Source organism: Marinobacter flavimaris (assembly GCF_045057155.1).
GTDB lineage: Bacteria > Pseudomonadota > Gammaproteobacteria > Pseudomonadales > Oleiphilaceae > Marinobacter > Marinobacter manganoxydans.
The window spans coordinates 4,600,175-4,624,651 of sequence record NZ_CP171359.1; the positions used below are offsets into that span (position 1 = coordinate 4,600,175).

At 59.5% G+C, this 24,477-nt stretch carries 20 protein-coding genes; 19 read left to right on the forward strand and 1 reads right to left on the reverse strand.

The genetic code is table 11. The features are described from left to right. Positions 1–14: 14 nt before the first annotated feature. The 13 genes from ACGK9W_RS21470 to lpxC all read left to right on the forward strand — a co-directional run bounded on the left by ACGK9W_RS21470 (position 15) and on the right by lpxC (position 16,229). Positions 15–1,754 (forward strand): penicillin-binding protein 2, encoded by a 1,740-nt coding sequence (locus ACGK9W_RS21470; RefSeq protein WP_092030366.1) that lies wholly within the window; start codon positions 15–17, stop codon positions 1,752–1,754. Positions 1,755–1,758: 4 nt separating this feature from the next. Then, positions 1,759–3,243, forward strand: a complete 1,485-nt coding sequence (locus tag ACGK9W_RS21475; protein ID WP_273045110.1) for a UDP-N-acetylmuramoyl-L-alanyl-D-glutamate--2,6-diaminopimelate ligase — start codon at positions 1,759–1,761, stop codon at positions 3,241–3,243. Next, positions 3,240–4,628, forward strand: coding sequence for a UDP-N-acetylmuramoyl-tripeptide--D-alanyl-D-alanine ligase (gene murF, locus ACGK9W_RS21480; protein WP_273085601.1), 1,389 nt, complete (start codon positions 3,240–3,242; stop codon positions 4,626–4,628). Before ACGK9W_RS21475 ends, murF begins: the two co-directional genes overlap by 4 nt. Beyond that, positions 4,613–5,698, forward strand: a complete 1,086-nt coding sequence (mraY, locus tag ACGK9W_RS21485; RefSeq protein WP_008176520.1) for a phospho-N-acetylmuramoyl-pentapeptide-transferase — start codon at positions 4,613–4,615, stop codon at positions 5,696–5,698. Before murF ends, mraY begins: the two co-directional genes overlap by 16 nt. Positions 5,699–5,713: 15 nt before the next feature. After that, positions 5,714–7,054, forward strand: coding sequence for a UDP-N-acetylmuramoyl-L-alanine--D-glutamate ligase (gene murD, locus ACGK9W_RS21490; RefSeq protein WP_273045108.1), 1,341 nt, complete (start codon positions 5,714–5,716; stop codon positions 7,052–7,054). Further along, a complete protein-coding gene (ftsW, locus tag ACGK9W_RS21495; RefSeq protein ID WP_288367256.1) occupies positions 7,054–8,253 on the forward strand; it encodes a putative lipid II flippase FtsW in 1,200 nt (399 codons plus the stop codon). The genes murD and ftsW overlap by 1 nt, the downstream gene beginning before the upstream one ends. Further along, on the forward strand, positions 8,246–9,331 hold the full coding sequence (murG, locus tag ACGK9W_RS21500) for an undecaprenyldiphospho-muramoylpentapeptide beta-N-acetylglucosaminyltransferase (RefSeq protein ID WP_273045105.1): 1,086 nt from the start codon (positions 8,246–8,248) through the stop codon (positions 9,329–9,331). The genes ftsW and murG overlap by 8 nt, the downstream gene beginning before the upstream one ends. Next, positions 9,324–10,769, forward strand: coding sequence for a UDP-N-acetylmuramate--L-alanine ligase (murC, locus tag ACGK9W_RS21505; RefSeq protein WP_053114559.1), 1,446 nt, complete (start codon positions 9,324–9,326; stop codon positions 10,767–10,769). The genes murG and murC overlap by 8 nt, the downstream gene beginning before the upstream one ends. A 1-nt stretch (position 10,770) precedes the next feature. Then, a complete protein-coding gene (locus tag ACGK9W_RS21510; RefSeq protein WP_405421130.1) occupies positions 10,771–11,742 on the forward strand; it encodes a D-alanine--D-alanine ligase in 972 nt (323 codons plus the stop codon). Then, a complete protein-coding gene (locus ACGK9W_RS21515) occupies positions 11,735–12,574 on the forward strand; it encodes a cell division protein FtsQ/DivIB (protein ID WP_405418593.1) in 840 nt (279 codons plus the stop codon). The genes ACGK9W_RS21510 and ACGK9W_RS21515 overlap by 8 nt, the downstream gene beginning before the upstream one ends. A gap of 36 nt (positions 12,575–12,610) precedes the next feature. Continuing rightward, positions 12,611–13,846 carry a cell division protein FtsA gene (gene ftsA / locus ACGK9W_RS21520; protein WP_008176504.1) on the forward strand — a complete coding sequence of 412 codons (1,236 nt, stop codon included), beginning with the start codon at positions 12,611–12,613 and terminating at the stop codon, positions 13,844–13,846. A 98-nt stretch (positions 13,847–13,944) separates the two neighbouring features. Further along, positions 13,945–15,102 carry a cell division protein FtsZ gene (gene ftsZ / locus ACGK9W_RS21525; RefSeq protein WP_008176500.1) on the forward strand — a complete coding sequence of 386 codons (1,158 nt, stop codon included), beginning with the start codon at positions 13,945–13,947 and terminating at the stop codon, positions 15,100–15,102. A gap of 212 nt (positions 15,103–15,314) precedes the next feature. Continuing rightward, the gene (lpxC, locus tag ACGK9W_RS21530; RefSeq protein WP_008176497.1) at positions 15,315–16,229 is read left to right on the forward strand and encodes a UDP-3-O-acyl-N-acetylglucosamine deacetylase; all 915 of its coding nucleotides are present in this window, start codon (positions 15,315–15,317) and stop codon (positions 16,227–16,229) included. 11 nt (positions 16,230–16,240) lie between these two features. On the opposite strand, the gene ACGK9W_RS21535 is transcribed toward lpxC, so the two are convergent. Then, complete coding sequence (locus ACGK9W_RS21535; RefSeq protein WP_008176496.1) at positions 16,241–16,687, reverse strand: DUF721 domain-containing protein; 447 nt, start codon at positions 16,685–16,687, stop codon at positions 16,241–16,243. A 215-nt stretch (positions 16,688–16,902) separates the two neighbouring features. Between ACGK9W_RS21535 and ACGK9W_RS21540 the strand changes: the two genes are divergently transcribed. From ACGK9W_RS21540 to ribA, 6 genes are all read left to right on the forward strand, one after another. Then, entirely contained in the window at positions 16,903–17,856 is a 954-nt protein-coding gene (locus ACGK9W_RS21540; protein WP_008176493.1) for a M23 family metallopeptidase, read from the forward strand. Between the two features lie 184 nt (positions 17,857–18,040). Continuing rightward, positions 18,041–20,779, forward strand: coding sequence for a preprotein translocase subunit SecA (gene secA, locus ACGK9W_RS21545; protein WP_008176491.1), 2,739 nt, complete (start codon positions 18,041–18,043; stop codon positions 20,777–20,779). 127 nt (positions 20,780–20,906) lie between these two features. After that, complete coding sequence (gene argJ, locus ACGK9W_RS21550; RefSeq protein WP_405418596.1) at positions 20,907–22,124, forward strand: bifunctional glutamate N-acetyltransferase/amino-acid acetyltransferase ArgJ; 1,218 nt, start codon at positions 20,907–20,909, stop codon at positions 22,122–22,124. A gap of 2 nt (positions 22,125–22,126) precedes the next feature. Beyond that, complete coding sequence (locus tag ACGK9W_RS21555; protein ID WP_014576113.1) at positions 22,127–23,098, forward strand: Nudix family hydrolase; 972 nt, start codon at positions 22,127–22,129, stop codon at positions 23,096–23,098. Positions 23,099–23,185: 87 nt separating this feature from the next. Further along, a complete protein-coding gene (gene moaC, locus ACGK9W_RS21560; RefSeq protein ID WP_008176486.1) occupies positions 23,186–23,668 on the forward strand; it encodes a cyclic pyranopterin monophosphate synthase MoaC in 483 nt (160 codons plus the stop codon). Positions 23,669–23,859: 191 nt separating this feature from the next. Further along, positions 23,860–24,417 carry a GTP cyclohydrolase II gene (gene ribA, locus ACGK9W_RS21565; RefSeq protein ID WP_405421133.1) on the forward strand — a complete coding sequence of 186 codons (558 nt, stop codon included), beginning with the start codon at positions 23,860–23,862 and terminating at the stop codon, positions 24,415–24,417. Positions 24,418–24,477: the final 60 nt, after the last annotated feature.

Here is a 24,477-nt window from a genome sequence, read left to right on the forward strand (position 1 = left end):
TCAGGGTGATCGACGTGTCCGATCAGGGAAAGAAGACAACATGGGGGCAGCGTTTGGCGTCCGGGCTGGCAGCCTGGCGCTTTGGCTCCGTCGTGGGCGTCTTTCTCCTGGTGGTGGGTGTGCTTGGCTGGCGCCTGGTCGATCTCCATGTCGTAGATAATGATTTCCTGCGCAAGCAGGGTGATGTCCGTACGATCCGGGTTGAGAGTATTGATGCTCATCGTGGTGTTGTCACCGATCGTTATGACGAGCCTCTGGCCGTCAGCACGCCAGTGCAGACCATCTGGGCGAATCCTTCTGAAGCCAATCCCTCCGAGGCGCGACTCACCAATCTTGCGCGGCTGCTCGATATCAATGAAGCCTCTCTCCGGCAGCGTCTCGAAGAATACTCCGGGCGGGAATTCATCTATCTGCGCCGCAAGGTTCAGCCGGATCTGGCCAGAAAGGTTCTCGAACTGGAGATTGACGGGATATACACCCGTCAGGAGTACCGTCGCTATTACCCCGCCGGCGAAGTGACTGCTCACGTTGTGGGCTTCACCGACATCGACGAGCGCGGGCAGGAAGGGATCGAACTCGCCTACAACCAGTGGCTGTCCGGTGAAACCGGCCGGAAGCGGGTCCTGAAAGACAACCGTGGCCGGGTTATCAAGGATCTGACCCTGATTCGCGATGCCAGCCCCGGCCAGAACCTCGCCCTCAGCATCGACCTGCGCCTCCAGTACCTGGCCTATCGGGAACTCAAGGCTGTGGTGACGGCTCATAATGCCAGAGGGGGGACGCTGGTCATGCTCGACGTGGATACCGGTGAGGTCCTGGCGATGGTCAACCAGGGGTCCTATAACCCCAATGACCGCAGTCAGCTCGCAGCGGAAAATCTTCGAAACAAGGCTATCACCGACCTGTTCGAGCCAGGCTCAACCATGAAACCGATCACCATGGCGGCGGCTCTGGAATCCGGCAGCTACGCGGTTAACAGCACCATTGATACCAACCCGGGTTTTCGCCGTTTCGGTCGTTTCACCATCCGGGATCATCGCAACTATGGCGTCATGGATATGACCGAGATCATCGTCAAGTCCAGCAACGTCGGAATCAGCCGGATTGCTACCGACCTTGGCGGCGATGTGATTCGTGATCTTTACGCCCGTCTGGGGCTTGGCCAGCCAACGGGGATCGGTTTTCCCGGCGAAGCCGTGGGCGTATTGCCATCGCCACCCAAGTGGCGCCCCGTGGAAGAGGCGACACTGTCTTACGGATACGGTATGAGCGTGAACGCTCTTCAATTGGCCCAGGCCTATATGGTGATCGCCAATGGTGGCGTGCGCTATCCCCTGAGCCTGGTCCGGCAGGACAAGAAGCCGGAGGGGCAGCGAGTGCTCTCGGAGCAGGTAACCCTCCAGGTTCGCAATATGCTGCGCGAGGCCGTTTCAAGGGGTACCGGTAAGCGGGCCCAGCCTGGATTCTACTCGGCTGGCGGCAAGACCGGGACTGTTCATCTTGTTGGGGCCCAGGGTTACGAGGATAGCCAGTACAAGGCGATTTTTGCCGGTATGGCGCCTATTGATAACCCCAGGCTGGTTACGGTTGTGGCCGTTGATGCGCCGCAGTCCGGAGAATACTACGGTGGTGAAGTGGCCGCGCCAGTATTCTCACGGGTAATGAGTGACGCACTGCGACTGTTGAATGTGAAGCCTGAACTGGAAGTGGGAGGGGCCGAAATGGCTGCTTCTGCATCTGGAGAGCGAGGGTAGGCCTATGTGCATCACATCTCTCAGCACGTTATTGCAGGGTATCGTAGCGGTTCCGTCGGTGTTCGACGTGACTATCCACGGACTGAAAACCGACAGTCGGGAAGTCGCCTCCGGCGATGCCTTTATCGCCCTCTCGGGCGCCCGAACGCCGGCTGACTTCTATGTCGATAAGGCCATTGCAGCGGGCGCAACGGTCATCCTCCTGGAAGCGCAGCAGGCGGGAGAGTGCACCGAACACCACGGTGCCTTGATCGTACCTGTCGCTGGCCTACGCAGTCTGGTGGGGCGAATCGCAGACCGCTTTTTCGAGCATCCGTCGCAACGGCTTCGCCTGATTGGCGTGACCGGAACCAATGGCAAGACGTCGGTCTGCCAGTATGTCGCACAGCTGCTCAAGGAAACGGGAACGCCCTGCGGTATCCTCGGCACCCTGGGCTATGGCATGCCCGGCGCCCTGCAACCCGCGACGCATACGACACCGGATGCGGTTCAGGTAAACCGGGTGCTGTCCCGGATCGTGAAACAGGAAGGTCGGGCAGCCGTGATGGAGGTGTCTTCCCATGCCCTTGATCAGGGTCGCGTGGATAACCTCTCGATGACCGGCGCTGTATTCACGAATCTGACCCGGGATCATCTGGATTACCACGGTTCCATGGAAGCCTATGGTGCCGCCAAGGCGCAGCTTTTCCAGCGCGAAGAGCTGCATTTTTCGGTAATCAACTTTGACGATCCATTTGGTCGACAGCTCTTCGAACAGCTGGACGGCAAATGCGATCGCGTGCGCTACAGCCTGCACGAGGCCCAGACCGAGCTCTGGTTGCGGGAATTCCGACCAACCGACGAAGGCTTTGAAGCTGAGGTCGATGGCGAGTGGGGCCGGTTTGTTGTCTCGGTTCCGCTGATGGGAAGTTTCAACGCGAGCAATGTGTTGGCGGCTATGGCAACGGTTCTGACGCTTGGCGTGCCGATTGAGCGCGTGCAGCAGGCTGTCGGTCGGCTCACACCGCCACCGGGCAGGCTGGAGCGATTTGTGGGTGCTAATGGTGTCAGGGTGGTGGTCGATTACGCCCACACCCCGGATGCCCTCGCCAATGCTCTGACAGCACTGCGTCCGCACGTTACCGGTGAACTGGTGTGCGTGTTTGGTTGCGGCGGTGACCGTGATGCCGGTAAACGTCCGGAAATGGCCCGGGAAGCCGAGAGGCTTGCAGATCGGGTGGTCGTTACTGATGACAATCCCCGCAGTGAGGACCCCGAAACAATTGCACGGCACATCCTCGCCGGTTTCACGGACGCTGCCCGGGTCTCTGTTATCCATGACCGGGCCGAGGCCATTCAGTCGACGATCCGCTCGGCCACGCCAAACGACGTAGTTCTGATCGCAGGGAAAGGCCACGAGGCTTATCAGGAAATCGCCGGCCAGAAATACCCGTTCAGCGATGCGGAGCAGGTTCGCCACGTCTTGAAACTCAATGGGGGTGTGGCATGATGCGCGCCTTTTCGCTGGCGGAAGCCAAGGGTTGGCTGGGCGCCCAGTGCGCTTCGGGCGACCTTGCGTCGGTGAGCTTCGCCGGAGTTTCCACTGATACCCGCACCCTCGAGCCTGGCCAGCTGTTTGTGGCCCTGCGCGGCGAAAATTTCGATGGCCATCGTTTCCTGCAACAGGCCATGGATAAAGGCGCAGTTGGGCTGGTGGTCGATACGCCTGATACCAACCTGGCTCTGCCTCAGTTGGTAGTGAATGAAACGCTGGAGGCCCTTGCCCGGCTAGCGGCCGCCAATCGTGAAGAAAGCACAGCCGCCATCCTCGCGATCACTGGCAGCAGCGGCAAGACAACCGTCAAGGAGATGTGCGCCGCCATTCTCTCGCAGATGGGCAAGACGCTTTCAACGAAAGGCAACCTGAACAATCACATCGGCGTTCCGCTTACGCTGTTCGGCCTTTCTCCGGAACACCAGTACGGCGTGATTGAACTGGGTGCCAGTGGGCTGGGTGAAATTGCCCATACCGTCGCCCTGGCAAAGCCCCGCGTTGCCATTCTCACGAATGCTGGCGAGGCCCATCTGGAAGGGTTTGGCAGCTACGAGAACATTGTCCTGGCCAAGGGCGAAATCATTGACGGCGTCGCGTCAGACGGTCTGATGGTGCTCAACGGTGACGATCCGGCCTTCGCGCAGTGGCGCACCCGAGCCGGGGCCCGCCGCGTCGCAGGTGTCAGCCGTCTCGGCGCCGAGGCGGATTATCACGCAGTCATTGAGGGCCAGGACGCCGGAACCAGAACCTTTCAGGTCAGCGGCCCGAACGGCTGGCTATGCCGGGTCACGCTGGGCCTGGAGGGCGATCACAACATCACCAACATGCTACTTGCCATCGCGGCCACCCGTGAGTTGGGTGCCAGTGATCAGGCGATTGTTGCAGGGCTGGCAAGTGTTGCGCCGGTGAAAGGGCGGCTTCAGGTCTTGGAGTTGTCGCCGGAAATGACGCTGATTGACGACAGTTACAACGCCAATCCGTCGTCCATGAAAGCCGCGCTCGGCGTGCTGGCCGGCCGTGCAGGTCAGAAGATTGCTGTACTCGGTGCCATGGCAGAGCTTGGCGCCAAGGCAAATGTGTTGCACAGGGAAGTTGGAGTGTGCGCCCGGGAGCATGGTATCGATCGACTGATTACCGTGGGGCCGGGTTGTGAAGGTTATGCCGACGGGTTTGGCGAGTCCACGGAACTCGGGCTGAGCCATGAGCAGGCCGTTGAATCGGCGATTGGGGATAAAAACACACCATTGACAGTGCTGGTCAAGGGTTCTCGCAGTTCCGCCATGGAGCGTGTGGTGGAGGGAATTAAAGAAAAGGTGAATAACTCATGCTGCTCTGGCTGACAGAGGTCCTATCACAGTATTTCTCCGCACTGACGGTGTTTCAGTACCTAACCCTGCGTGGAATTCTGGGCACACTCACCGCGCTGCTGATTTCGCTGATCATCGGCCCCGTGATGATCCGCAAGCTGAGCCAGTACCAGATTGGTCAGGCGGTGAGAGATGACGGTCCGCAAACCCATCTCAGCAAAGCTGGCACCCCGACTATGGGTGGCGCACTGATCCTGGTGGCCATTGGCATCAGTACGCTGCTCTGGGCGGATCTTGGTAACCGCTACGTCTGGGTCACCCTGCTGGTGACGCTCCTGTTCGGCGCAATCGGCTGGGTTGATGACTATCGCAAAGTGGTGGAACGTAACCCGCGGGGCCTGCCGGCCCGCTGGAAGTATTTTTGGCAGTCGGTTATCGGCGCTACGGCGGCCGTTGTGTTGTTCTTCAGTTCCGCCTTGCCCCAGGAGACGTCCCTGTATGTGCCCTTTGTAAAGCAGGTATCCCTCACCCTTGGCCCGGTGCTGTTCATTCTGCTCACCTATTTCGTGATCGTTGGCAGCAGCAATGCCGTCAACCTGACGGACGGCCTTGATGGCCTGGCAATCATGCCGACGGTGATGGTCGCCGGAGCGCTTGGTATCTTCGCTTACCTGTCCGGGCACGCCCAGTTCGCCAATTACCTGTTGATCCCGCATCTCCCGGGCACCGGGGAGCTTATCGTATTCTGCGGCGCACTCGTTGGCGCCGGGCTTGGTTTCCTCTGGTTCAACACCTACCCGGCCCAGGTCTTCATGGGGGATGTGGGCGCCTTGGCCCTCGGTGCCGCCCTGGGTGTGGTTGCGGTGATTGTTCGCCAGGAAATTGTGCTGTTCATCATGGGCGGTGTGTTCGTGATGGAAACCGTGTCAGTGATCCTGCAGGTGGCGTCCTTCCGTCTGACCGGGCGGCGGATCTTCCGCATGGCGCCGCTGCATCACCACTTTGAACTGAAAGGCTGGCCGGAGCCACGAGTGATTGTCCGGTTCTGGGTTATCACGGTCGTTCTGGTCCTGATTGGCATTGCCAGTCTGAAACTGAGATAGGAAAGCGCTGCAACTATGAGTGTCATTGTTTCGGATCGTCGCACACTGATCGTAGGGCTCGGTAAAACCGGGCTTTCCTGCGTGCGCTATCTGTCCGAACAGGGGCGGGACGTTGCTGTGGCCGATAGCCGCACGGCTCCTCCGGGTCTTGATCAGCTGAAGGTCGGTTGGCCGGATATTCCGGTACACCTCGGGACCTTTGACGCAGAGCTGTTTGCCGGTTTCAACGAACTGGTGGTCAGCCCGGGAATCAGCATTGCCGAACCAGCCATTGCAGCTGCCGCCCGCCAGGGAGCAAGAATCCGGGGTGACATTGATCTGTTCGCCGAGGCTGCCGATGCGCCGATCGTCGCGATCACTGGCTCCAATGGCAAAACCACCGTCACCACACTGGTGGGTGAGATGGCCAGAGCGGCGGGCCGGAACGTCGCCGTTGGCGGCAATATCGGTACCCCGGCCCTTGATCTTCTTGGCCAGGGCGCAGACCTGTATGTGCTCGAGCTTTCGAGTTTCCAGCTTGAGACCACGGACGAGCTGAACGCCCTTGCGGCAACGGTGCTCAACCTCAGTGACGACCACATGGACCGTTACCCCAACAAGATGGCGTATTTCCAGGCCAAGCAGCGGATATTCCGGGGTTGCAAGAACGCCATTGTTAATCTGGACGATGCCTTGAGCACACCCATGGCAAGGGACAACCTGAGGTTCCTGTGTTTCGGCTTCCATCGGGTGAATCCGGAGACGTTCAGCACCCGGGACGATGACCAGGGCACCTGGATTACCTTCGGGTTTGATAACCTCTTGCTGGCCAGCGAGTTGAAGCTGATGGGTCATCACAACATCAGCAACGTGATGGCTGCTCTGGCACTGGGCCATGCCGCCGGGCTGCCCATGGATGTGATGCTCAGGGTAGCGCGGGAATTTCCGGGGCTGCCGCATCGCTGTGAATTCGTGCGCCGGCTGAAGGATGTGGACTTCATCAACGATTCCAAGGGAACCAATGTCGGCGCCACGGTCGCCGCTATTGAAAGCCTTGCCCCGGACAAGGGCAGAGTGGTGCTGATTGCCGGTGGTGATGGCAAAGGGGCTGATTTTACCGCCCTGGAAGCGCCCATCGCCCTGCATTGCCGGGCCGTGCTGCTGATCGGGCGTGATGCGCCGGCCATCGCCGATGTGCTGGGCAGCGGTATTCCGGTACACCGGGTAGGTAGCCTTGCCGAGGCGGTTTCCCGCTCTGCCGAACTGGCCATGCCCGGAGACCGGGTGTTGCTCTCGCCGGCATGCGCCAGCTTTGACATGTTCCGCGACTATCTTGATCGCGGTGACCAGTTTCGTTCTCTGGTGGAGGCCCTGTGATGCACGCAGATCTTCCACTCCAGAACCGGAACCCGTGGCTGGGCGAGATACAGCCCCTGCCGATGTTGGTGATCAGCTCCGTGGCATTGTTGGTGATGGGTGTGGTCATGATTTCCTCGGCGTCCATGGATATGGCTGCCGAAACCATGGGTAACAGCTACCACTATGTGATCCGTCAGCTGATGTTTGCCGGTCTTGGTTGCCTGCTGGCCCTGGTAGCGGTGAACGTGCCGGTGGCCTGGTGGGAGCGCAGCGGCTGGCTGCTGCTGGGCATCGGTCTGTTGGTCCTGGTTCTCGTGTTGACGCCCCTGGGCCGTACCGTGAACGGCTCCACCCGCTGGATTCCATTCGGCCTGTTCAACGTCCAGGTCTCGGAAGTGGCGAAACTCTGCCTGATTGCCTACCTGGCCGGCTACGTGGTCCGTCGCCGGGATGAACTGCTCAATACCTGGCCTGGTTTCCTGAAGCCGTTGGTCGTCCTCGGTTTGGCATCGGTTCTGCTGGTTATTCAGCCGGACTTCGGTGCCACTGTGGTGTTGGTGACGGCAGCGGCGGGGATGATTTTCCTGAGCGGTGTCCGGCTGAGCCGGTTCGTGCCCCTGATCGGCACGCTGGTGGTCCTGGGTGCCATTCTGATCGTTACCCAGCCTTACCGTCTGAAACGGGTTGTCAGCTATCTCGATCCCTGGAAAGACCAGTTCGACAGCGGTTACCAGTTGACCCAGTCCCTGATTGCCTTCGGTCGCGGAGACTGGGGTGGTGTCGGCCTGGGTAACTCCATCCAGAAGCTGTTCTATCTGCCGGAGGCCCACACCGACTTTATCTTCGCCATTATCGCTGAGGAATTCGGTCTCCTGGGATCCTTGCTGGTACTCAGTCTGTTCACCCTGCTGGTGGTGACCGGATTCGTCATTGCCCGCCGGGCCGAGAAGGCGGACATGCCGTTCGGCGCCTGTTTTGCCTATGGGCTGACCCTGCTGATTGGCCTGCAGGCAGGCATCAACATGGCGGTTAGCACCGGGCTTCTGCCAACCAAGGGGCTGACTCTGCCGCTGGTGAGCTACGGTGGATCCAGTCTGATGATTACCTGTATCTGCATTGGCGTTCTTGCCCGTGTGGAAATGGAGCGCCTGGATCAGGAAAAGCTGGCCCGAGAGAAAACCGGTCCGAAGACGCGGGGAGGTGCGGTGTATGACTGAACAGCGTCGCTTCCTGATGATGGCCGGCGGTACCGGCGGGCACGTGTTCCCGGCCCTGGCAACGGCTCGGGCGCTTGAGGCTCGTGGTCACCAGGTGTACTGGCTCGGAGCTAGTGGCGGAATGGAACAGAGGCTGATCGGCGAAACCGATATCCCGCTGTCACTGATTCATATTTCCGGTTTGCGGGGCAAGGGTAAGCTCGCTCTCTTGCTGGCGCCGTTCCGGCTGATGCGGGCGCTGGGTGAAGCCTTCACCATCCTGCGCCGGATTCGCCCGGATTGCGTTGTAGGCATGGGCGGATTTGTTACCGGGCCCGGTGGTGTTGCCGCCTGGCTGAACCGTACGCCGCTGGTGATTCATGAACAGAACGCCATCGCCGGCATGACCAACCGCATCCTGGTCAGGTTTGCAGAAACCGTGCTGGAGGCGTTTCCGGGTAGCTTCGGGCCGAAAGTGGTTACCCGCTGTACCGGCAATCCGGTGCGGGAAGACCTCGCCTCCTTGCCCGTTCCGGAAAAGCGCCTGGCGGACCGTGAAGGTGCTCTCAGGTTGCTGGTGATCGGCGGCAGTCTCGGCGCCCAGGTCTTCAACGAACAGCTCCCCGAGGCGCTGGCCATGTTGCCGGAAGGTGACCGGCCAGTGGTCCGCCACCAGTGTGGTGAGCGCCATGCCGAGGCGGCGAAGCATGCCTATGAGGAGCATGGCGTGGAGGCGGCCGTTGAGCCGTTCATCAAGGACATGGCCGAGGCCTATCAGTGGGCCGACCTGGTGCTGTGCCGGGCAGGCGCGTTGACCGTTTCGGAATTGTGCGCCGCGGGTATCGGTGCTGTGCTGGTGCCTTTTCCCCACGCCGTGGATGACCACCAGACGAAAAACGGGCAACAAATGGTGTCGGCGAAGGCAGCCATTCTGATTCCACAGTCAAAAATGACCCCGGCGGTGCTTGCAGAAACCCTGGGTGATCTGGCCCGGAATCGTGACCGGGTAAACGAAATGGCGAAGGCCGCCCGAACATTGGCCCGCCCTGATGCAACGGAGAGAGTCGTGAATTACTGTCTGGAGGCCGCCAATGGCTGATGCAAATAATCCGCCCCTGGTCTATCAGGTGCCTGAAATGCGCCGGATCCGTCACATCCACTTTGTCGGGATTGGTGGTGCGGGGATGAGCGGCATCGCCGAGGTTCTCAAGAATCAGGGCTACGACGTTTCCGGATCGGATCTGAAAGAAGGGGCGGTTACCGATCGTCTCAAGGGTATGGGCGTAGAAGTGCAGATCGGTCACCGGGAAGAGAACAGCGCCAGTGCCGATGTGGTTGTGGTGTCTTCAGCGGTGTCCGCGGAAAACCCGGAAGTCGTGGCGGCCCGCAGTCGTCGGGTGCCGATTGTACCCAGGGCAGAAATGCTGGCGGAAATCATGCGCTATCGCCACGGCATCGCCGTTGCTGGAACCCATGGCAAGACCACAACCACCAGCCTGATTGCATCCATTCTGGGTGAGGCGGGCCTGGACCCGACTTTCGTGATTGGCGGCAAGCTGAACAGCGCCGGCACTAACGCTCAGTTGGGCGGTTCCCGCTATCTGGTGGCGGAGGCCGACGAGAGTGATGCGTCCTTCCTGCATCTGACGCCGGTGATTTCAGTGGTGACCAACATCGAAGCGGACCATATGGATACCTATGGCGGCGATGTCGAGAAGCTGAAGCAGACCTTTGTGGACTTTCTGCACAACCTGCCGTTTTACGGTGTTGCGGTGATGTGCGTCGATGACGGTTACGTTCAGGAGATCATCCCCCGGATATCCCGGGCCATCATCACCTACGGAATTGACAACCCGGAGGCGGATTACCGGGCCGAGAGTATCAATTCCGACGGTTTGCGGACCCACTTTGTGGTGAAGCGTCCGGCCGGGCGCAGCGACCTCGCGGTCGAGCTGAAAATGCCGGGCCGTCATAACGTGCTGAACGCGCTGGCGGCCATAGCCGTGGCCACAGACGAAGGCGTCGCCGATGATGCAATCTGCCGCGGGCTGGCCGGATTTGCCGGTGTCGGTCGCCGGTTCCAGGTCTACGGCGATTACCAGACCCCCAAGGGCACGGTCACCCTGGTGGACGATTACGGTCACCACCCGACGGAGGTAGAGGCTGTTATCCGGGCTGCACATGATGCCTGGCCCGATCGGCGTCTGGTCATGCTTTACCAGCCGCACCGCTTTACGCGGACCCGCGACCTTTATGAAGACTTTGTCCGGGTGCTTTCGGAAGTGGACGGCCTGCTTTTAATGGACGTGTATTCCGCCGGCGAACCGGCGATTCCGGGGGCCGATGGTCGGGCCCTGTGCCGCAGTATTCGCCAGCGGGGGCAGGTGGAACCGGTATTTGTTGAGGACAACCTGGAAATCGAGTCCCTGTTGGCCAATGTCCTGCAGGATGGCGACCTTCTGATAACCCAGGGCGCCGGCGATATTGGCGGCGTGGCAGCGCGGCTGGCAGCCGCGGGAGTGATTGCGGGTGAGTGATATGCATCATGTGGAACCACAGGATTATCAGGCCGACCCGGAGCTCGTTCGGTCGCTCGGTCGGGTGGCTGTGTTCATGGGTGGAGATTCCGCTGAAAGGGAAGTGTCCCTGAAAAGCGGCAAGGCGGTACTGGCGGCGCTGGTGTCAGCCGGCGTGGATGCGTTTGCCGTGGACGTCCGCGGCTGCCTGCTGAGAACCGTCGACAACCCTGATTTTGACCGGGTCTTCATTGCGCTGCACGGTCGTGGAGGCGAGGACGGTACCTTGCAGGCCATCCTCTCGCAGGCCGGTATTCCCTACACCGGCAGCGATGTGCTGGCCTCGGCACTGGCCATGGACAAGCTGAGAACCAAATACGTGTTCGAAGGCTGTGGCCTGCCAACGCCAAAGTTCCGCACCATGTCCGGAGCAGATCAGGCCGAACAGATCATTGGTGAACTGCGCGCGCCCTTGAGTGTGAAACCTTCCCGGGAAGGCTCCAGCATCGGCATCCGCAAGGTACACACGGCGGCCGAACTGGCTGACGCCTACGAAGCCGCTGCCGCGCTGGACAATCTGGTGTTGGTGGAGGAGTGGATCGAAGGGCCGGAGTTCACCGTCAGCCTGTTGCAGGATCGGGCGCTTCCGGCCATTGGCCTGAGCGCAAGCACTGAGCACGTTTTTTACGATTACGAGGCAAAGTACCTGGCAGACGATACCCGGTATCGCATTCCCTGTGGTCTGGCGCCTGAAGACGAAGTCCGTCTTCAGCACCTGGCACTGGAGGCCTTCCGGGTTGTTGGCTGTCGGACCTGGGGCCGGGTCGACATCATGCAGGACAGCGACGGCAAGTTCTGGCTGCTGGAGGTCAATACCGTGCCCGGTATGACGGACCACAGTCTTGTGCCCATGGCTGCGAAGGCCGCAGGCATCAGCTTCGAAGAGCTGGTGGTCCGGATACTGAAAGACAGTCTGGAGGACGCCAATGCTTGAAACACTGCTGATCCGGAGCCGGGCGACTCCGTCCGAGCCCCCGCGACGCCGGGGGGCAACGTCCCTCGGTCCCGAGCGGGACCGGTTTGGCGTGTTGAAGGGTGTGCTGGCAGCTGTACCCTGGCTCCAGGTGGGCATGGGCGCGGTGATTGTGCTGTTGGCTGCACTGGTGCCCTGGGGTACTGGCAAGGTGTTGGGTGCTATGGATCAGCAGATCCTTGCCGTCGATGTGAAAGGAGAATTTGTGGGCGATAGCCGAGTCGCCATTGAGCGCGCCGCTGGCGACTGGATTGGCAAGAGCTATTTCGCCACGGATCTCTCGGAAATCAAGGAGAGCCTTGAGCGTCGGCCCTGGGTTGAATCCGCCGCAGTGCGTCGGGTGTGGCCGGACCGGCTGGTCATCGATATCCGGGAGAAAAAACCGCTGGCCTACTGGACCGATGGGCGCCTGGTGAGCCGGACCGGTGAACTTTTTGCGCCGTCCAATCCCGAAGTCGCAGGTCGACTTCCCCGTCTGGCCGGGCCCGACGAAAGAGTACGGGATGTGATCAATATGGCGCGGACCATGAGTGACAAGCTGGTCGCCCGGGGCCTCGGATTTTCGGGCCTGGCTCTGGAACATCGGGGCGCCTGGACCCTGCAACTGGCCAATGGCATCGAGGTGGTGCTTGGCCGGGATCAGGTGGAACAACGCTTCGAGCGGTTTATCACGGTTTATGAAACCCGGCTGGCAGCAAGGTCGGACGAAGTCAGTCGGGTAGATGCCCGCTACACCAACGGTGTGGCGGTCAAGTGGAAGGCTGTCGAGACAGCCTCCAGCCCAAAATCATAGCAACGGTTAATTCAGACCTACGGTTTGGTGGAACACATGTCATCGGTTGAAACGGAAAACATGATTGTCGGCCTCGATATCGGAACCTCGAAGGTGGTTGCGATTGTCGGCAAGCGCAAGATGGACGGCACCATCGAAGTGGTGGGCATTGGTTCCCATCCTTCCCGGGGCCTCAAGCGTGGAGTGGTGGTGAATATTGAAACCACCGTCCAGGCAATTCAGCGCGCGGTGGAAGAGGCGGAATTGATGGCCGGGTGCCGCATTCACTCGGTGTATGCGGGTATTGCCGGCAGCCACATCAAGAGCCTGAATTCCCACGGCATTGTTGCAATCCGTGACCGTGAGGTCACCCAGGCCGATATAGACCGGGTCATTGACGCCGCCCAGGCGGTTGCGATTCCTGCAGACCAGAAGATTCTCCATATTCTGCCCCAGGAGTTCGTGATCGACAGCCAGGAAGGCATCAAGGAACCCATGGGCATGTCCGGTGTGCGCCTGGAGGCAAAGGTTCATCTGGTGACCTGCGCGGTCAATGCTGCCCAGAACATAGAGAAATGCGTGAAGCGCTGCGGGCTTGAGGTGGATGACATCATCCTGGAGCAGCTGGCATCCAGCCACGCCATTCTCACCGAGGATGAGAAAGAGCTGGGTGTCTGCGTGGTGGATATCGGTGGTGGCACCACGGATATTGCGGTGTTTACCGGCGGTGCTATCCGGCACACGGCGGTGATTCCGATCGCCGGCGACCAGGTGACCAACGACATTGCCATGGCGCTGCGCACACCGACCCAGAATGCTGAAGAAATCAAGATCAAGTATGCCTGTGCACTGACCCAGCTGGCCGGTGCGGATGAAACCATCAAGGTGCCCAGTGTTGGCGATCGCGCGCCGCGCGATCTGTCCAGGCAGGCCCTGGCGGAGGTGGTGGAACCGCGCTACGAGGAGCTGTTCACCCTGGTTCAGTCAGAGTTGCGCCGGTCCGGATTTGAAGACCTCATTCCGGCAGGCATCGTGATAACCGGCGGTTCCTCCACCATGGAAGGCGTGGTGGAGCTGGCCGAAGAGATCTTCCACATGCCGGTAAGGCTGGCCTGTCCGCAGGCGGTTTCCGGCATGACGGAGGTAGTCAACAATCCGATCTACGCCACTGGCGTTGGGTTGTTGATTCATGGTTTCCGCCAGATGGATCTGGGGCGGGCACCGGTGCTCAAGGGTGAAGATGCACCCTCGCTGTTTGAGCGCATGAAAGCCTGGTTTACCGGTCATTTCTGACGGGGCCGGGCGGGTAGTACACGAAGGTATCTCGAAAACACAATCTCGAACAAACAGCCCGGAACAAGGGCTGAAAACAGCACGAAGGAGTAGGGGAAATGTTTGAACTCGTCGATAATGTCCAGCAAAACGCTGTCATTAAAGTCGTCGGTGTAGGCGGTGGTGGCGGCAACGCCGTGCGCCATATGCTTAACAGCGACATCGAAGGTGTGGAATTCATCTGCGCCAACACGGACGCCCAGGCGCTGACCGATATGGACGCGCGTCAGATCATCCAGCTCGGTGGCAACATCACCAAGGGGCTGGGTGCCGGCGCCAATCCGGAAGTCGGTCGCCAGTCTGCCCTGGAAGACCGCGATCGTATCGCCGAAGCCATCAAGGGCGCGGATATGGTCTTCATTACCGCGGGCATGGGCGGTGGTACCGGTACCGGTGCCGCGCCGATCGTAGCGGAAGTAGCCCGCGAACTGGGCATCCTGACCGTTGCAGTGGTCACCAAGCCTTTCATGTTCGAAGGCGGCAAGCGCATGAGCGTTGCTGAATCCGGTCTGAAAGAGCTGGAAGAAAGCGTTGATTCCCTGATTACCATTCCCAATGAAAAGCTGCTGGCGGTCATGGGCAAGAAAACCAGCCTGCTGGACGCATTTGCCGCAGCTAACGATGTGCTTCTGGGCGCAGTTCAGGGTATCGCTGATCTGATTACCCGCAACGGTATGATCAACGTCGACTTCGCCGACGTGAAGACGGTCATGTCCGAGATGGGTATGGCGATGATGGGCACCGCCCGTGCCACGGGTGAAAATCGTGCGCGGGAAGCCGCCGAAGCGGCCGTTCGCAGCCCGCTGCTCGAAGACATCAACCTGCAGGGTGCCAAGGGTATTCTGGTCAACATTACCGCGGGCATGGATCTCAACCTGGGCGAATTCTCCGAGGTTGGCGACATTGTGCGTGAGTTTGCTTCTGACTCTGCCACCGTCGTTGTCGGTACCGTTATTGATCCGGAAATGACCGACGAACTGAAGGTAACGGTTGTTGCGACCGGCCTGGGTGGTGATCGTGAGAAGCCGACCAAGGTGGTGGACAATACCCGCACTCTGGATGGAAAAACCGATTACAACCAGCTGGATCGTCCCGCTGTTCTGCGTCGCCGGGCCGTTTCCCATGGAAACGTGGCAATCGACCAGAGCAAGGATAGCGAGGAGCAGGGTGTCGACTATCTCGATATTCCCGCATTCCTCCGTCGCCAGGCTGACTGATAATCTGGTGCAATTGTGATCCGGTTGTGGTTCTTGTGCGAAACATGGAACCCGGTATCCGGTAAATACGTGCACTGATTGCCATGGGTTGGATGCTGGATGAACATTCAGCAACAACGGATTGGTTAAATGGTATTCAGTCTTATTTTCTGATATTCTCCGGGCAGATTTTTGCCTAGAATATCGCCTTTTTGTGACGGAATTATGTACCGATGATCAGACAACGGACACTTAAAAACACCATCCGTGCCACCGGTGTTGGCTTGCACTCGGGTGAGAAGGTCTACCTGACCCTCAAGCCTGCCCCGGTGGACTCCGGTATCATCTTCCGCCGTACCGATCTTGACCCGATGGTTGAGATTCGTGCCTGCGCGGAGAATGTAGGTGAGACCATGCTGTCCACGACGCTGGTAAAAAACGGTGTCCGTGTGGCGACTGTGGAGCATCTGCTCTCGGCCATGGCTGGTCTCGGGATTGATAACTGTTTCGTCGAACTAAGTGCCGCGGAAGTGCCCATCATGGACGGTTCTGCCGGTCCTTTTGTGTTCCTTCTGCAGTCCGCCGGCATTGCCGAACAGGATGCAGCCAAGCGTTTCATCCGCATCAAGCGTGAGGTAACGGTTGAGGAAGGCGACAAGAAGGCCACCCTGCTGCCTTTCGAAGGCTTCAAGGTGAGCTTCGGTATCGACTTTGATCACCCCGTGTTCAAGGGCCGCGCCCAGACAGCAACCGTCGATTTTTCCAGTACCTCCTTTGTCAAGGAAGTGAGTCGCGCTCGGACTTTCGGGTTCATGCGTGACATCGAAAAATTGCGTGCCATGAACCTTGCTCTCGGCGGCAGTGTGGACAACGCCATCGTTGTTGATGACTACAAGATCCTCAACGAAGACGGTCTGCGCTATGACGACGAATTTGTGAAGCACAAGCTGCTTGATGCCATCGGCGATCTCTATCAGTTGGGCAACAGCCTGATTGGTGAGTTCCGGGGGATCAAATCCGGCCACGATCTGAACAATAAGCTGTTGCGCAAGCTCAGGGCAGAAGAGGATGCCTGGGAAGTGGTTACCTTTGATGACGAGGCCACTGCCCCGATTTCCTATATGAAGCCTGTGCTGGCGGCGGGCTGAAGCAGGACGCTTTAATCCCGGACGTGGCTAGCGAGTTTTTCGAGAACCTCGCGTAATGCTTTATCCTTCGTGTGCCCGGCCTCCTCTTTGAGGAGCCGGGCATTTTCTTTGCTCAAGGGTTCTTTTTTGAACACCGGTTTTTCCCGAAATCTGGGCGGTGCAACCTTGACCTTCAGTTTCCAGACGAACCGGAACAGTTCATTCTCTCGCAGCTTTTCCATGATTTCGTGCTGGCGGAACCGGATCTGACTCGCTTTACCCGCGGTTTCGGTGGTCAGGACCAGCTCTCCGTCCTTGCAGCTGACAAAGCGTGTCCCGTTGACCAGCTCGCTCGGCAGGGCGGCCAGGACTTCTCCTTCCGCCTGTCGATGGAGCTCGGCCTTTGCCACAAGATCCTTCAGTACCGGGGTTCTGCCAAGCTTGTCGAAGGTCATTTTTTGCTCGCTTTTGCGTTTCATGGCGGCGTTTTTACTCGACGGCTGCGTTTACGATTGGTTACACTTCGGCACGGTTTATGCGTAGTGCCTGTATTACACTCGTTTTACATTGTGATAAATGAGTATGTCTACCGGGCGCTGCAATTTTTTCAGTATGTAGCTGTTGCCAAAGGATGGCAGACCCCCTTCGGATTTTTCCGGGGCGCAACACTACAGGATGCGGTTGCGGCTCAACGATGAAACCAGATGATGATATGAACATTATTCTCGTTGGCAAACGCCACGGAAAGTCCCGTGTGCTGTCGATCAACAGCACGCTTGCTGCCTGCTTGCTGTTCCTCGTGCTCTCCCTGCTGGTCGCGGCCGGCTGGGCAGGGTATCAAATGGCTGTGCAGCAGGTAGAGGCCAGAGAGCCCACCAACTCCGAGCTGGTCGCCGATTGGAAACAGAAGCTGGCAGACCAGAAGGCAGAACTGGCCAGTATTGAGGAGAACGTTCAGCAACAGGTTGATGCGCTGACTCTTCGCCTCGGCGAGATCCAGGGCCGTCTCCTGCGACTGGATGCGCTGGGCCAGCGGTTTGTGGAATCCGGCCTCGTGGCCAGTGACGAATTCAACTTCGATCAGCCGGCTGCAGTCGGCGGGCCAGAAGATGCCTTGTCCGGGGATTCCTTCTCCGCACCTGAGCTGACCCGGATGATTGAGGAAATGGAATGGCGAATCGAAGACCGCGAGCAGCAACTGCGGTTGCTCGACCAGCTGGCCTCCAGCAAGCGGCTCGAAGATGAGCTGTACCTGGAAGGCCGTCCGATCACCTGGGGCTGGCTGTCTTCGAAGTACGGTTACCGGTCCGATCCGTTTACCGGCAAGCGGACCTGGCATGCCGGTGTTGATTTGGCCGGCAAGGATGGCAGTGACATTATTTCGGTCGCCGGCGGTGTCGTTACCTATGCCGGAGAGCGCTATGGCTACGGTAACCTTGTGGAAGTCGACCATGGTGATGGTCTGATAACCCGCTATGCCCACTGCAAGACTATCAAGGTGAAGGTGGGCGATGTTGTCCAGAAAGGCCAGGTAGTCGCGCTGATGGGCAGCACAGGCCGTTCCACCGGGCCTCACGTGCACTTTGAAGTCATCCGGAATGGCAAGTCTGAAAACCCGGAAACCTACATCAAGCGGGCGAGCCGCTAATTCGGTTCCGGCCCGCAAGCCGTTGTCAGTACTTTCCCGCCAGTCGGCCTCCGGCCAGTTTTTATCCGTGAATCCGGTGCCTCATCAGCGACTTATTGCGCCTGTGTGAGGCCTACCTTTTGTCCTGTTACAAAATAAGGTTAGAATGCCGGCTTCCTCCGTTTAATCAAAGAAGCAGTGGTCTATGTTCACAAAGCTTGCAACCAAGATGTTCGGCAGTAAAAACGCCAGAGAAATCAAGAGAATGCGCAAGACGGTCATGCGCATTAACGAGCTTGAAGAGCAATATGGCAATCTGTCCGACTCCGAGTTGCAGGGCAAGACCGCGGAGTTCCGTCGTCGGATCGACGAAGGCGAATCCCTGGATGCGCTTCTTGCGGAAGCCTTCGCAACCGTGCGTGAAGCGGGCCGCCGGGTTATGGGTATGCGTCATTACGACGTCCAGCTGATCGGTGGTATCACCCTGCACGAAGGCCGGATCGCGGAAATGAAGACCGGTGAGGGCAAGACGCTGGTTGCTACCGCTTCCGTGTACCTCAACGCGTTGTCCGGCAAGGGTGTCCACGTGGTTACCGTGAACGATTACCTGGCCCGTCGTGATGCCGACTGGATGGGCAAGCTCTATCGGTTCCTGGGCATGCAGGTGGGTGTCGTGGCCTCGGGCCAGCCAGCGGAGGAAAAGCGGGCAGCCTACCAGGCCGATATTACCTACGGTACCAACAACGAATTCGGCTTCGACTACCTGCGCGACAACATGGCGTTCAGTACCGAAGACAAGGTCCAGCGCGGGCTGAACTATGCGATCGTGGACGAGGTGGACTCCATCCTGATCGACGAAGCCAGAACGCCGCTGATTATCTCCGGGGCAGCTGAGGACAGTTCAAAGCTTTATCAGGCCATCAATGAACTGATCCCCAACCTCGAAAAGGGCGAAGTGCCTGAGGAAGGAGAGCCGACCGGTGACTTCACCATCGATGAGAAATCCCGCCAGGTCGAGCTGACAGAAAGCGGTCACGAGAAGGTTGAAGAGCTGCTGCTTGAGCGAGGCCTTCTGAAGGAAGGTGAGAGCCTCTATTCCGCCGCCAACCTCAGCCTGTTGCACCATGTGCACTCAGCATTGCGGGCCCACCACCTGTTCCAGAAAGACGTGGATTATATCGTCCAGGGCGGCCAGGTGGTCATCGTCGACGAGCATACCGGTCGTACCATGCCGGGTCGCCGCTGGAGTGAAGGTCTGCACCAGGCCGTTGAGGCCAAAGAGGGCGTCAAGATTCAGGCCGAAAGCCAGACGCTGGCATCGACCACCTTCCAGAATTATTTCCGGCTGTACGACAAGCTGGCCGGCATGACCGGTACGGCAGATACCGAAGCCTTCGAGTTTCGCCAGATCTACGGCCTCGATGTGGTGGTCATTCCTCCCAACAAGCCGATCCAGCGGACCGATTACAACGACCTGGTCTACCTGACCCAGGAAGAGAAATTCCACGCCATTATTGACGAGATCAAGGATGTCACTGCCGAAGGGCGTCCGATTCTCGTCGGTACCGCCTCCATCGAGGCCTCAGAACTACTCTCCATGCTGCTCAAGAAGGCGCGGATCGAACACAAGATCCTGAACGCCAAGCAGCACGAATCCGAAGCCCATATCATTGCCCAGGCGGGCCGCCCCGGGGCGGTCACCATCGCCACCAACATGGCTGGCCGTGGTACCGATATCGTGCTGGGCGGTAACTGGGAACACGAAGTTGCCGCAATGGACAATCCCTCCGAAGAGGAGATTGCCCGGGCCAAGGCCGAGTGGACCGAGCGTCACAATCAGGTGCTGGAGGCCGGCGGTCTGCACATCATTGGTACCGAGCGTCACGAATCCCGTCGAATTGACAACCAGCTTCGCGGTCGTGCCGGGCGTCAGGGTGATCCTGGCTCCTCAAGGTTCTTCCTGTCTCTGGAAGACAACCTCATGCGCATCTTTGCCCCAGACCGGGTGAAGAGCCTGATGCAGGCCATGGGCATGAAGAAGGGGGAGGCCATCGAGCACCGGATGGTGACCAACGCGATCGAGAAATCCCAGCGCAAGGTGGAAGGTCGCAACTTCGACATGCGTAAGACCCTGCTGGAATACGATGACGTGGCCAACGACCAGCGCACGGTTATCTACGACCAGCGCAACGAAGTCATGTCTTCCGACGACATTTCGGACATGGTGACGACCATTCGGGAAGACGTTGTCGACTCGCTGATCAGTGAATACATTCCGCCCCAGAGTATGCCGGAACAATGGGACGTCGCCGGGCTGGAAGCACAGCTCCAGTCGGAGATGGCGATTGATCTGCCGGTTCAGAAGTGGCTGGAAGAAGACAACAAGCTGTACGAAGAAAACCTGCGCCAGAAGATTCTCGACGAGATCGTGGCTGCCTACCAGGCCAAGGAAGAGATTGCCGGTTCCGAGGCCATGCGCAAGTTCGAGAAGCAGGTGTTCCTGCAGGTGCTCGATACCCTCTGGAAAGAGCATCTTTCCAACATGGACCATCTGCGCCGTGGTATCCATCTGCGGGGTTATGCCCAGAAGAACCCCAAGCAGGAGTACAAACGCGAGGCGTTCAACCTGTTTGAAACCATGCTTGATACCATGAAGCGGGATGTTACCCGGGTACTCTGCCACGTGCGTGTCCAGAGCCGTGAGGAGATGGAAGAAGTCGAGCGCCGTCGCAAACAGGAGCTGGAAGAAGAGCTCGCAAAGGCCCGTCTGCGCCACGACGAAACCAGCGCCACGGCCCAGAGCCAGGGTGAGGGTGAGGCTGACGAAGCCCGGCAGTCGACTCCGGAAACCTTCGTTCGACAGGAGCGCAAGGTGGGTCGAAACGAACCCTGCCCCTGCGGGTCCGGCAAGAAGTACAAGCAGTGTCATGGCAAGGTCAGCTGATTCAGAGCACTGACCGCACCATCGGAACCCGCACTCTGCCAGCCACAACTGGTGGGATGCGGGTTTTTTCGTTTTCAGCGGGTCGTGTGTTACCTCGAACGCACCCCCAGACAAGAGGAGTGGCAGAATGGCGGTAGGTCCGGGAACCTTACCTGAGTTTTATCCGGTAGCCGGAATCAAGGTCGGCATAGCCAGTGCCGGTATAAAGAAGCCGGGACGTAAGGACGTGGTTGTTTTCGAGCTGGCCCCGGAAAGCCGGGTTGCCGGTATCTTCACGAAAAACCAGTTCTGTGCAGCACCGGTTACCCTCAGCCGCCGGCATCTGGCCGAGACCTCGCCCCGGTACCTCTTGATCAACACGGGCAATGCCAACGCCGGTACTGGTGAGCAAGGTATGCGGGATGCTATGGCCTGTTGCCAGGCCCTGGCAAAGCAGGCGGGCGTCACGGAAGCCGAAATTCTGCCGTTTTCCACGGGGGTGATTGGCGAGCCGTTGCCGGTCCAGAAGATCGTTGGCGCGCTTCCGGAGGCTTTGGCGAACACTGCCGAGAATCGCTGGGCTGAAGCTGCCAGTGGTATCATGACCACGGACACCCGCCCCAAGGGCGCTTCCTGTCAGGTTGAGCTGGATGGTCACACGGTAACCATCTCGGGCATCAGCAAGGGTGCGGGCATGATTCGTCCCAACATGGCGACGATGCTCGGTTTTATTGCCACCGATGCCCGGATTGCGCCGGAGCTGCTGCAGACACTTGCCTCGGAATTGGGGGGGAAGTCCTTCAACCGCATCACTATCGATGGCGACACCTCTACCAATGACGCCTGCATGCTGATGGCCAGCGGCCAGTATTCCGGCCCAGAGATTACGGCCTCCAGCGCGGCGCTGCCGAAGCTGCGGGAGGCCTTGCAGGCAATCTATCTGGAACTGGCCCACGCCATTGTCCGCGACGGCGAAGGAGCAACGAAGTTTGTCACCATCGACGTCAGCGGAGCGGCCGGTCAGCAGGAGGCTCTGGACGTTGCCTATACCGTGGCGCATTCGCCGTTGGTCAAGACCGCACTGTTCGCCTCGGACCCCAATTGGGGCCGGATTCTGGCGGCGGTTGGTCGCGCCGGTGTCGAAGGACTGGACCTCAATGCCCTTGAAATCTATCTGGGCGATGTCTGCCTGGTCCGCAACGGTGGCCGGGCCGAGGATTACTCGGAAGCCCGCGGGCAGGCCGTGATGGATCGGGAAGAGATCACCATTGCCATCGACCTTAAGCGGGGTGATGTTCGGGAAACCGTGTGGACCTGCGATTTCTCCCACGATTACGTGACTATTAACGCCGAGTATCGTACCTGAGCATGTCTGCCAGAGAGACGCCGGTCAAAGAGGTTCACGTTGCTGTGGCGGTCATCGTCCGTGATGGCCGGGTGCTGATCGCCCGACGGCCAGACCACGTTCACCAGGGGGGCTTACTGGAGTTTCCCGGTGGCAAGGTGGAGCCTGGCGAGACGGTTCAGGCGGCGCTTGTGCGCGAAATTGCCGAGGAAACCGGTCTTCACGTGCCGGCGGGTTCCCTGGAGCCTGTTATCGGTATTCGGCACGATTATGGCGACAAGCGGGTTTTCCTGGACGTCTGGGAAACCAGCGCTGCCGAGGGCGAAGCAAGGGGATGTGAGGGGCAGCCCGTGGAATGGCTGACCCCGGAGCAGCTTCGGGATGAGGATTTCCCCGCCGCCAACCGGCCGATCATTCGCGCTCTGCGTCTGCCCCGGCAGTTGGCAATCACCGGTTCCGAGAATGGCCTGGAGCCAGCCCTTGCGCACCTGCAGGAGGGGCTGAGCGCCGCTCGACCACCGCTGGTACTGCTCCGGGCTCCGGCGTTGAGTCCGCTGGCCTATCGGGAGTTGGCGGCGAACGCGTTGCCGGTTTGTGAAAAGACCGGAGCTACACTGATTGTGCACGGTGGACCGGAGGTATTCCGCGCCATACCCGGCGCCCATGGGCTGCACCTGCCCTGGCGCGAGGCGGCCAAGCTCTCGGCCAGACCGGTTCCGGAAGATGTCTGGCTGGGGGTTTCCTGCCATGACAGGCAGGAAATCGATCATGCGACGGCTATCGGAGCGGACTATGTGACCCTGGGGCCAGTCCAGCCGACCGAAAGCCATCCGGGTGCGCCGACCCTGGGATGGTCGGTCTTTGCCGACCTGGTGTCGGAAGCGGTGCTTCCGGTATTTGCCCTGGGCGGTTTGTCGCCCGGCGATCTCCGCGAGGCTCGCCAGCGGGGCGGTCAGGGCATCGCCGGTATCCGCTTCTGGTGGCCCCAAAGCTGACACTTGTCAGCGACGCCGTGGCCATGTCTGTTATGCTGTCGTTCCTGCATTTTTCACCATCTTGCACAACCGATTCCGGGAGAGACCGTGAGTAAACTGACCCATCTCGACGACAAGGGCGAAGCCCGCATGGTGGACGTGACCGACAAGGCGGCCACCGAACGCGAGGCCCGCGCTGAAGCTACCATCCGCATGGCGCCGGAAACCCTGAACATGATTATTGAGGGTGAGCATCCCAAAGGGGATGTCCTGGCTGTTGCCCGCATCGCCGGTATCATGGCCGCAAAGAAAACCCATGATCTGATTCCCTTGTGTCATGCGCTGAACCTGACGTCTGTGAAAGTTGAACTGACTCCGGGCGACGACGGGGCATCTGTACATATCCTGACCCGCTGCAAACTTTCCGGCCAGACCGGTGTCGAGATGGAGGCGTTAACCGCGGCAAGCGTGGCGGCACTGACGCTGTACGACATGTGCAAGGCGGTCGATCGTGGCATGGAGATTGATTCCGTGCGTCTGCTGGAGAAGAAAGGCGGCCGCAGTGGCCACTGGGTCGCCGATAAAGCCTGATCTGGCGGACCGCCGCGCTCGTAAGTGTTGGCTACCAAGACCACTCCGGAGGAGCGACAGTGCCGAGACTACGCCAAGCGGGCGGGCCCGTGATAGAATGCGCGGCCCGATTGACTGAACCACGAGGAAACACTGTGGCTGTTCGTTACATCCAGACCTGCCGGTTGCCGACCCCGTTCGGGGTATTTGATATGCACGGCTTTGAAGAACCGGACACCGGAAAGGAACACGTTGCCCTGACTCTCGGCGACCTGGATAGCGACGAACCCATGCTGGCCCGCACGCATTCCGAATGTCTGACCGGCGACGCCCTCTATAGCATGCGGTGTGATTGCGGCTACCAGCTGGAAGAGGCGCTGCGCAGCATTGCCCGGGAAGGTCGGGGTATCCTCATGTATCTGCGTCAAGAGGGTCGGGGAATCGGCCTGTTGAACAAGATCCGCGCCTACCATCTGCAGGATCAGGGCGCGGATACGGTAGAGGCCAACGAGCGTCTGGGTTTCGCGGCCGATCTTCGTGACTACAGCATGTGCAAGGACATGCTGGAGCATCTCGGTATCAGGAGCCTGAGGCTGATGACCAACAACCCCCGTAAGGTAAAAGCGCTGTCCTCCTACGGTATTGACATTACCGAGAGGGTACCGCTGCACGTGGGCCGAAACCCCCACAACGAACACTACCTCGATACCAAGCAGAGCAAGCTGGGCCACTGGCTCGAGACGCACCAGGACGACGATCCTGAGGTCTGAGCCGGTTCCGGATATGAAAAAGCCCGCGACTGTCGCGGGCTTTTTGCTTTCTGGAAGAAG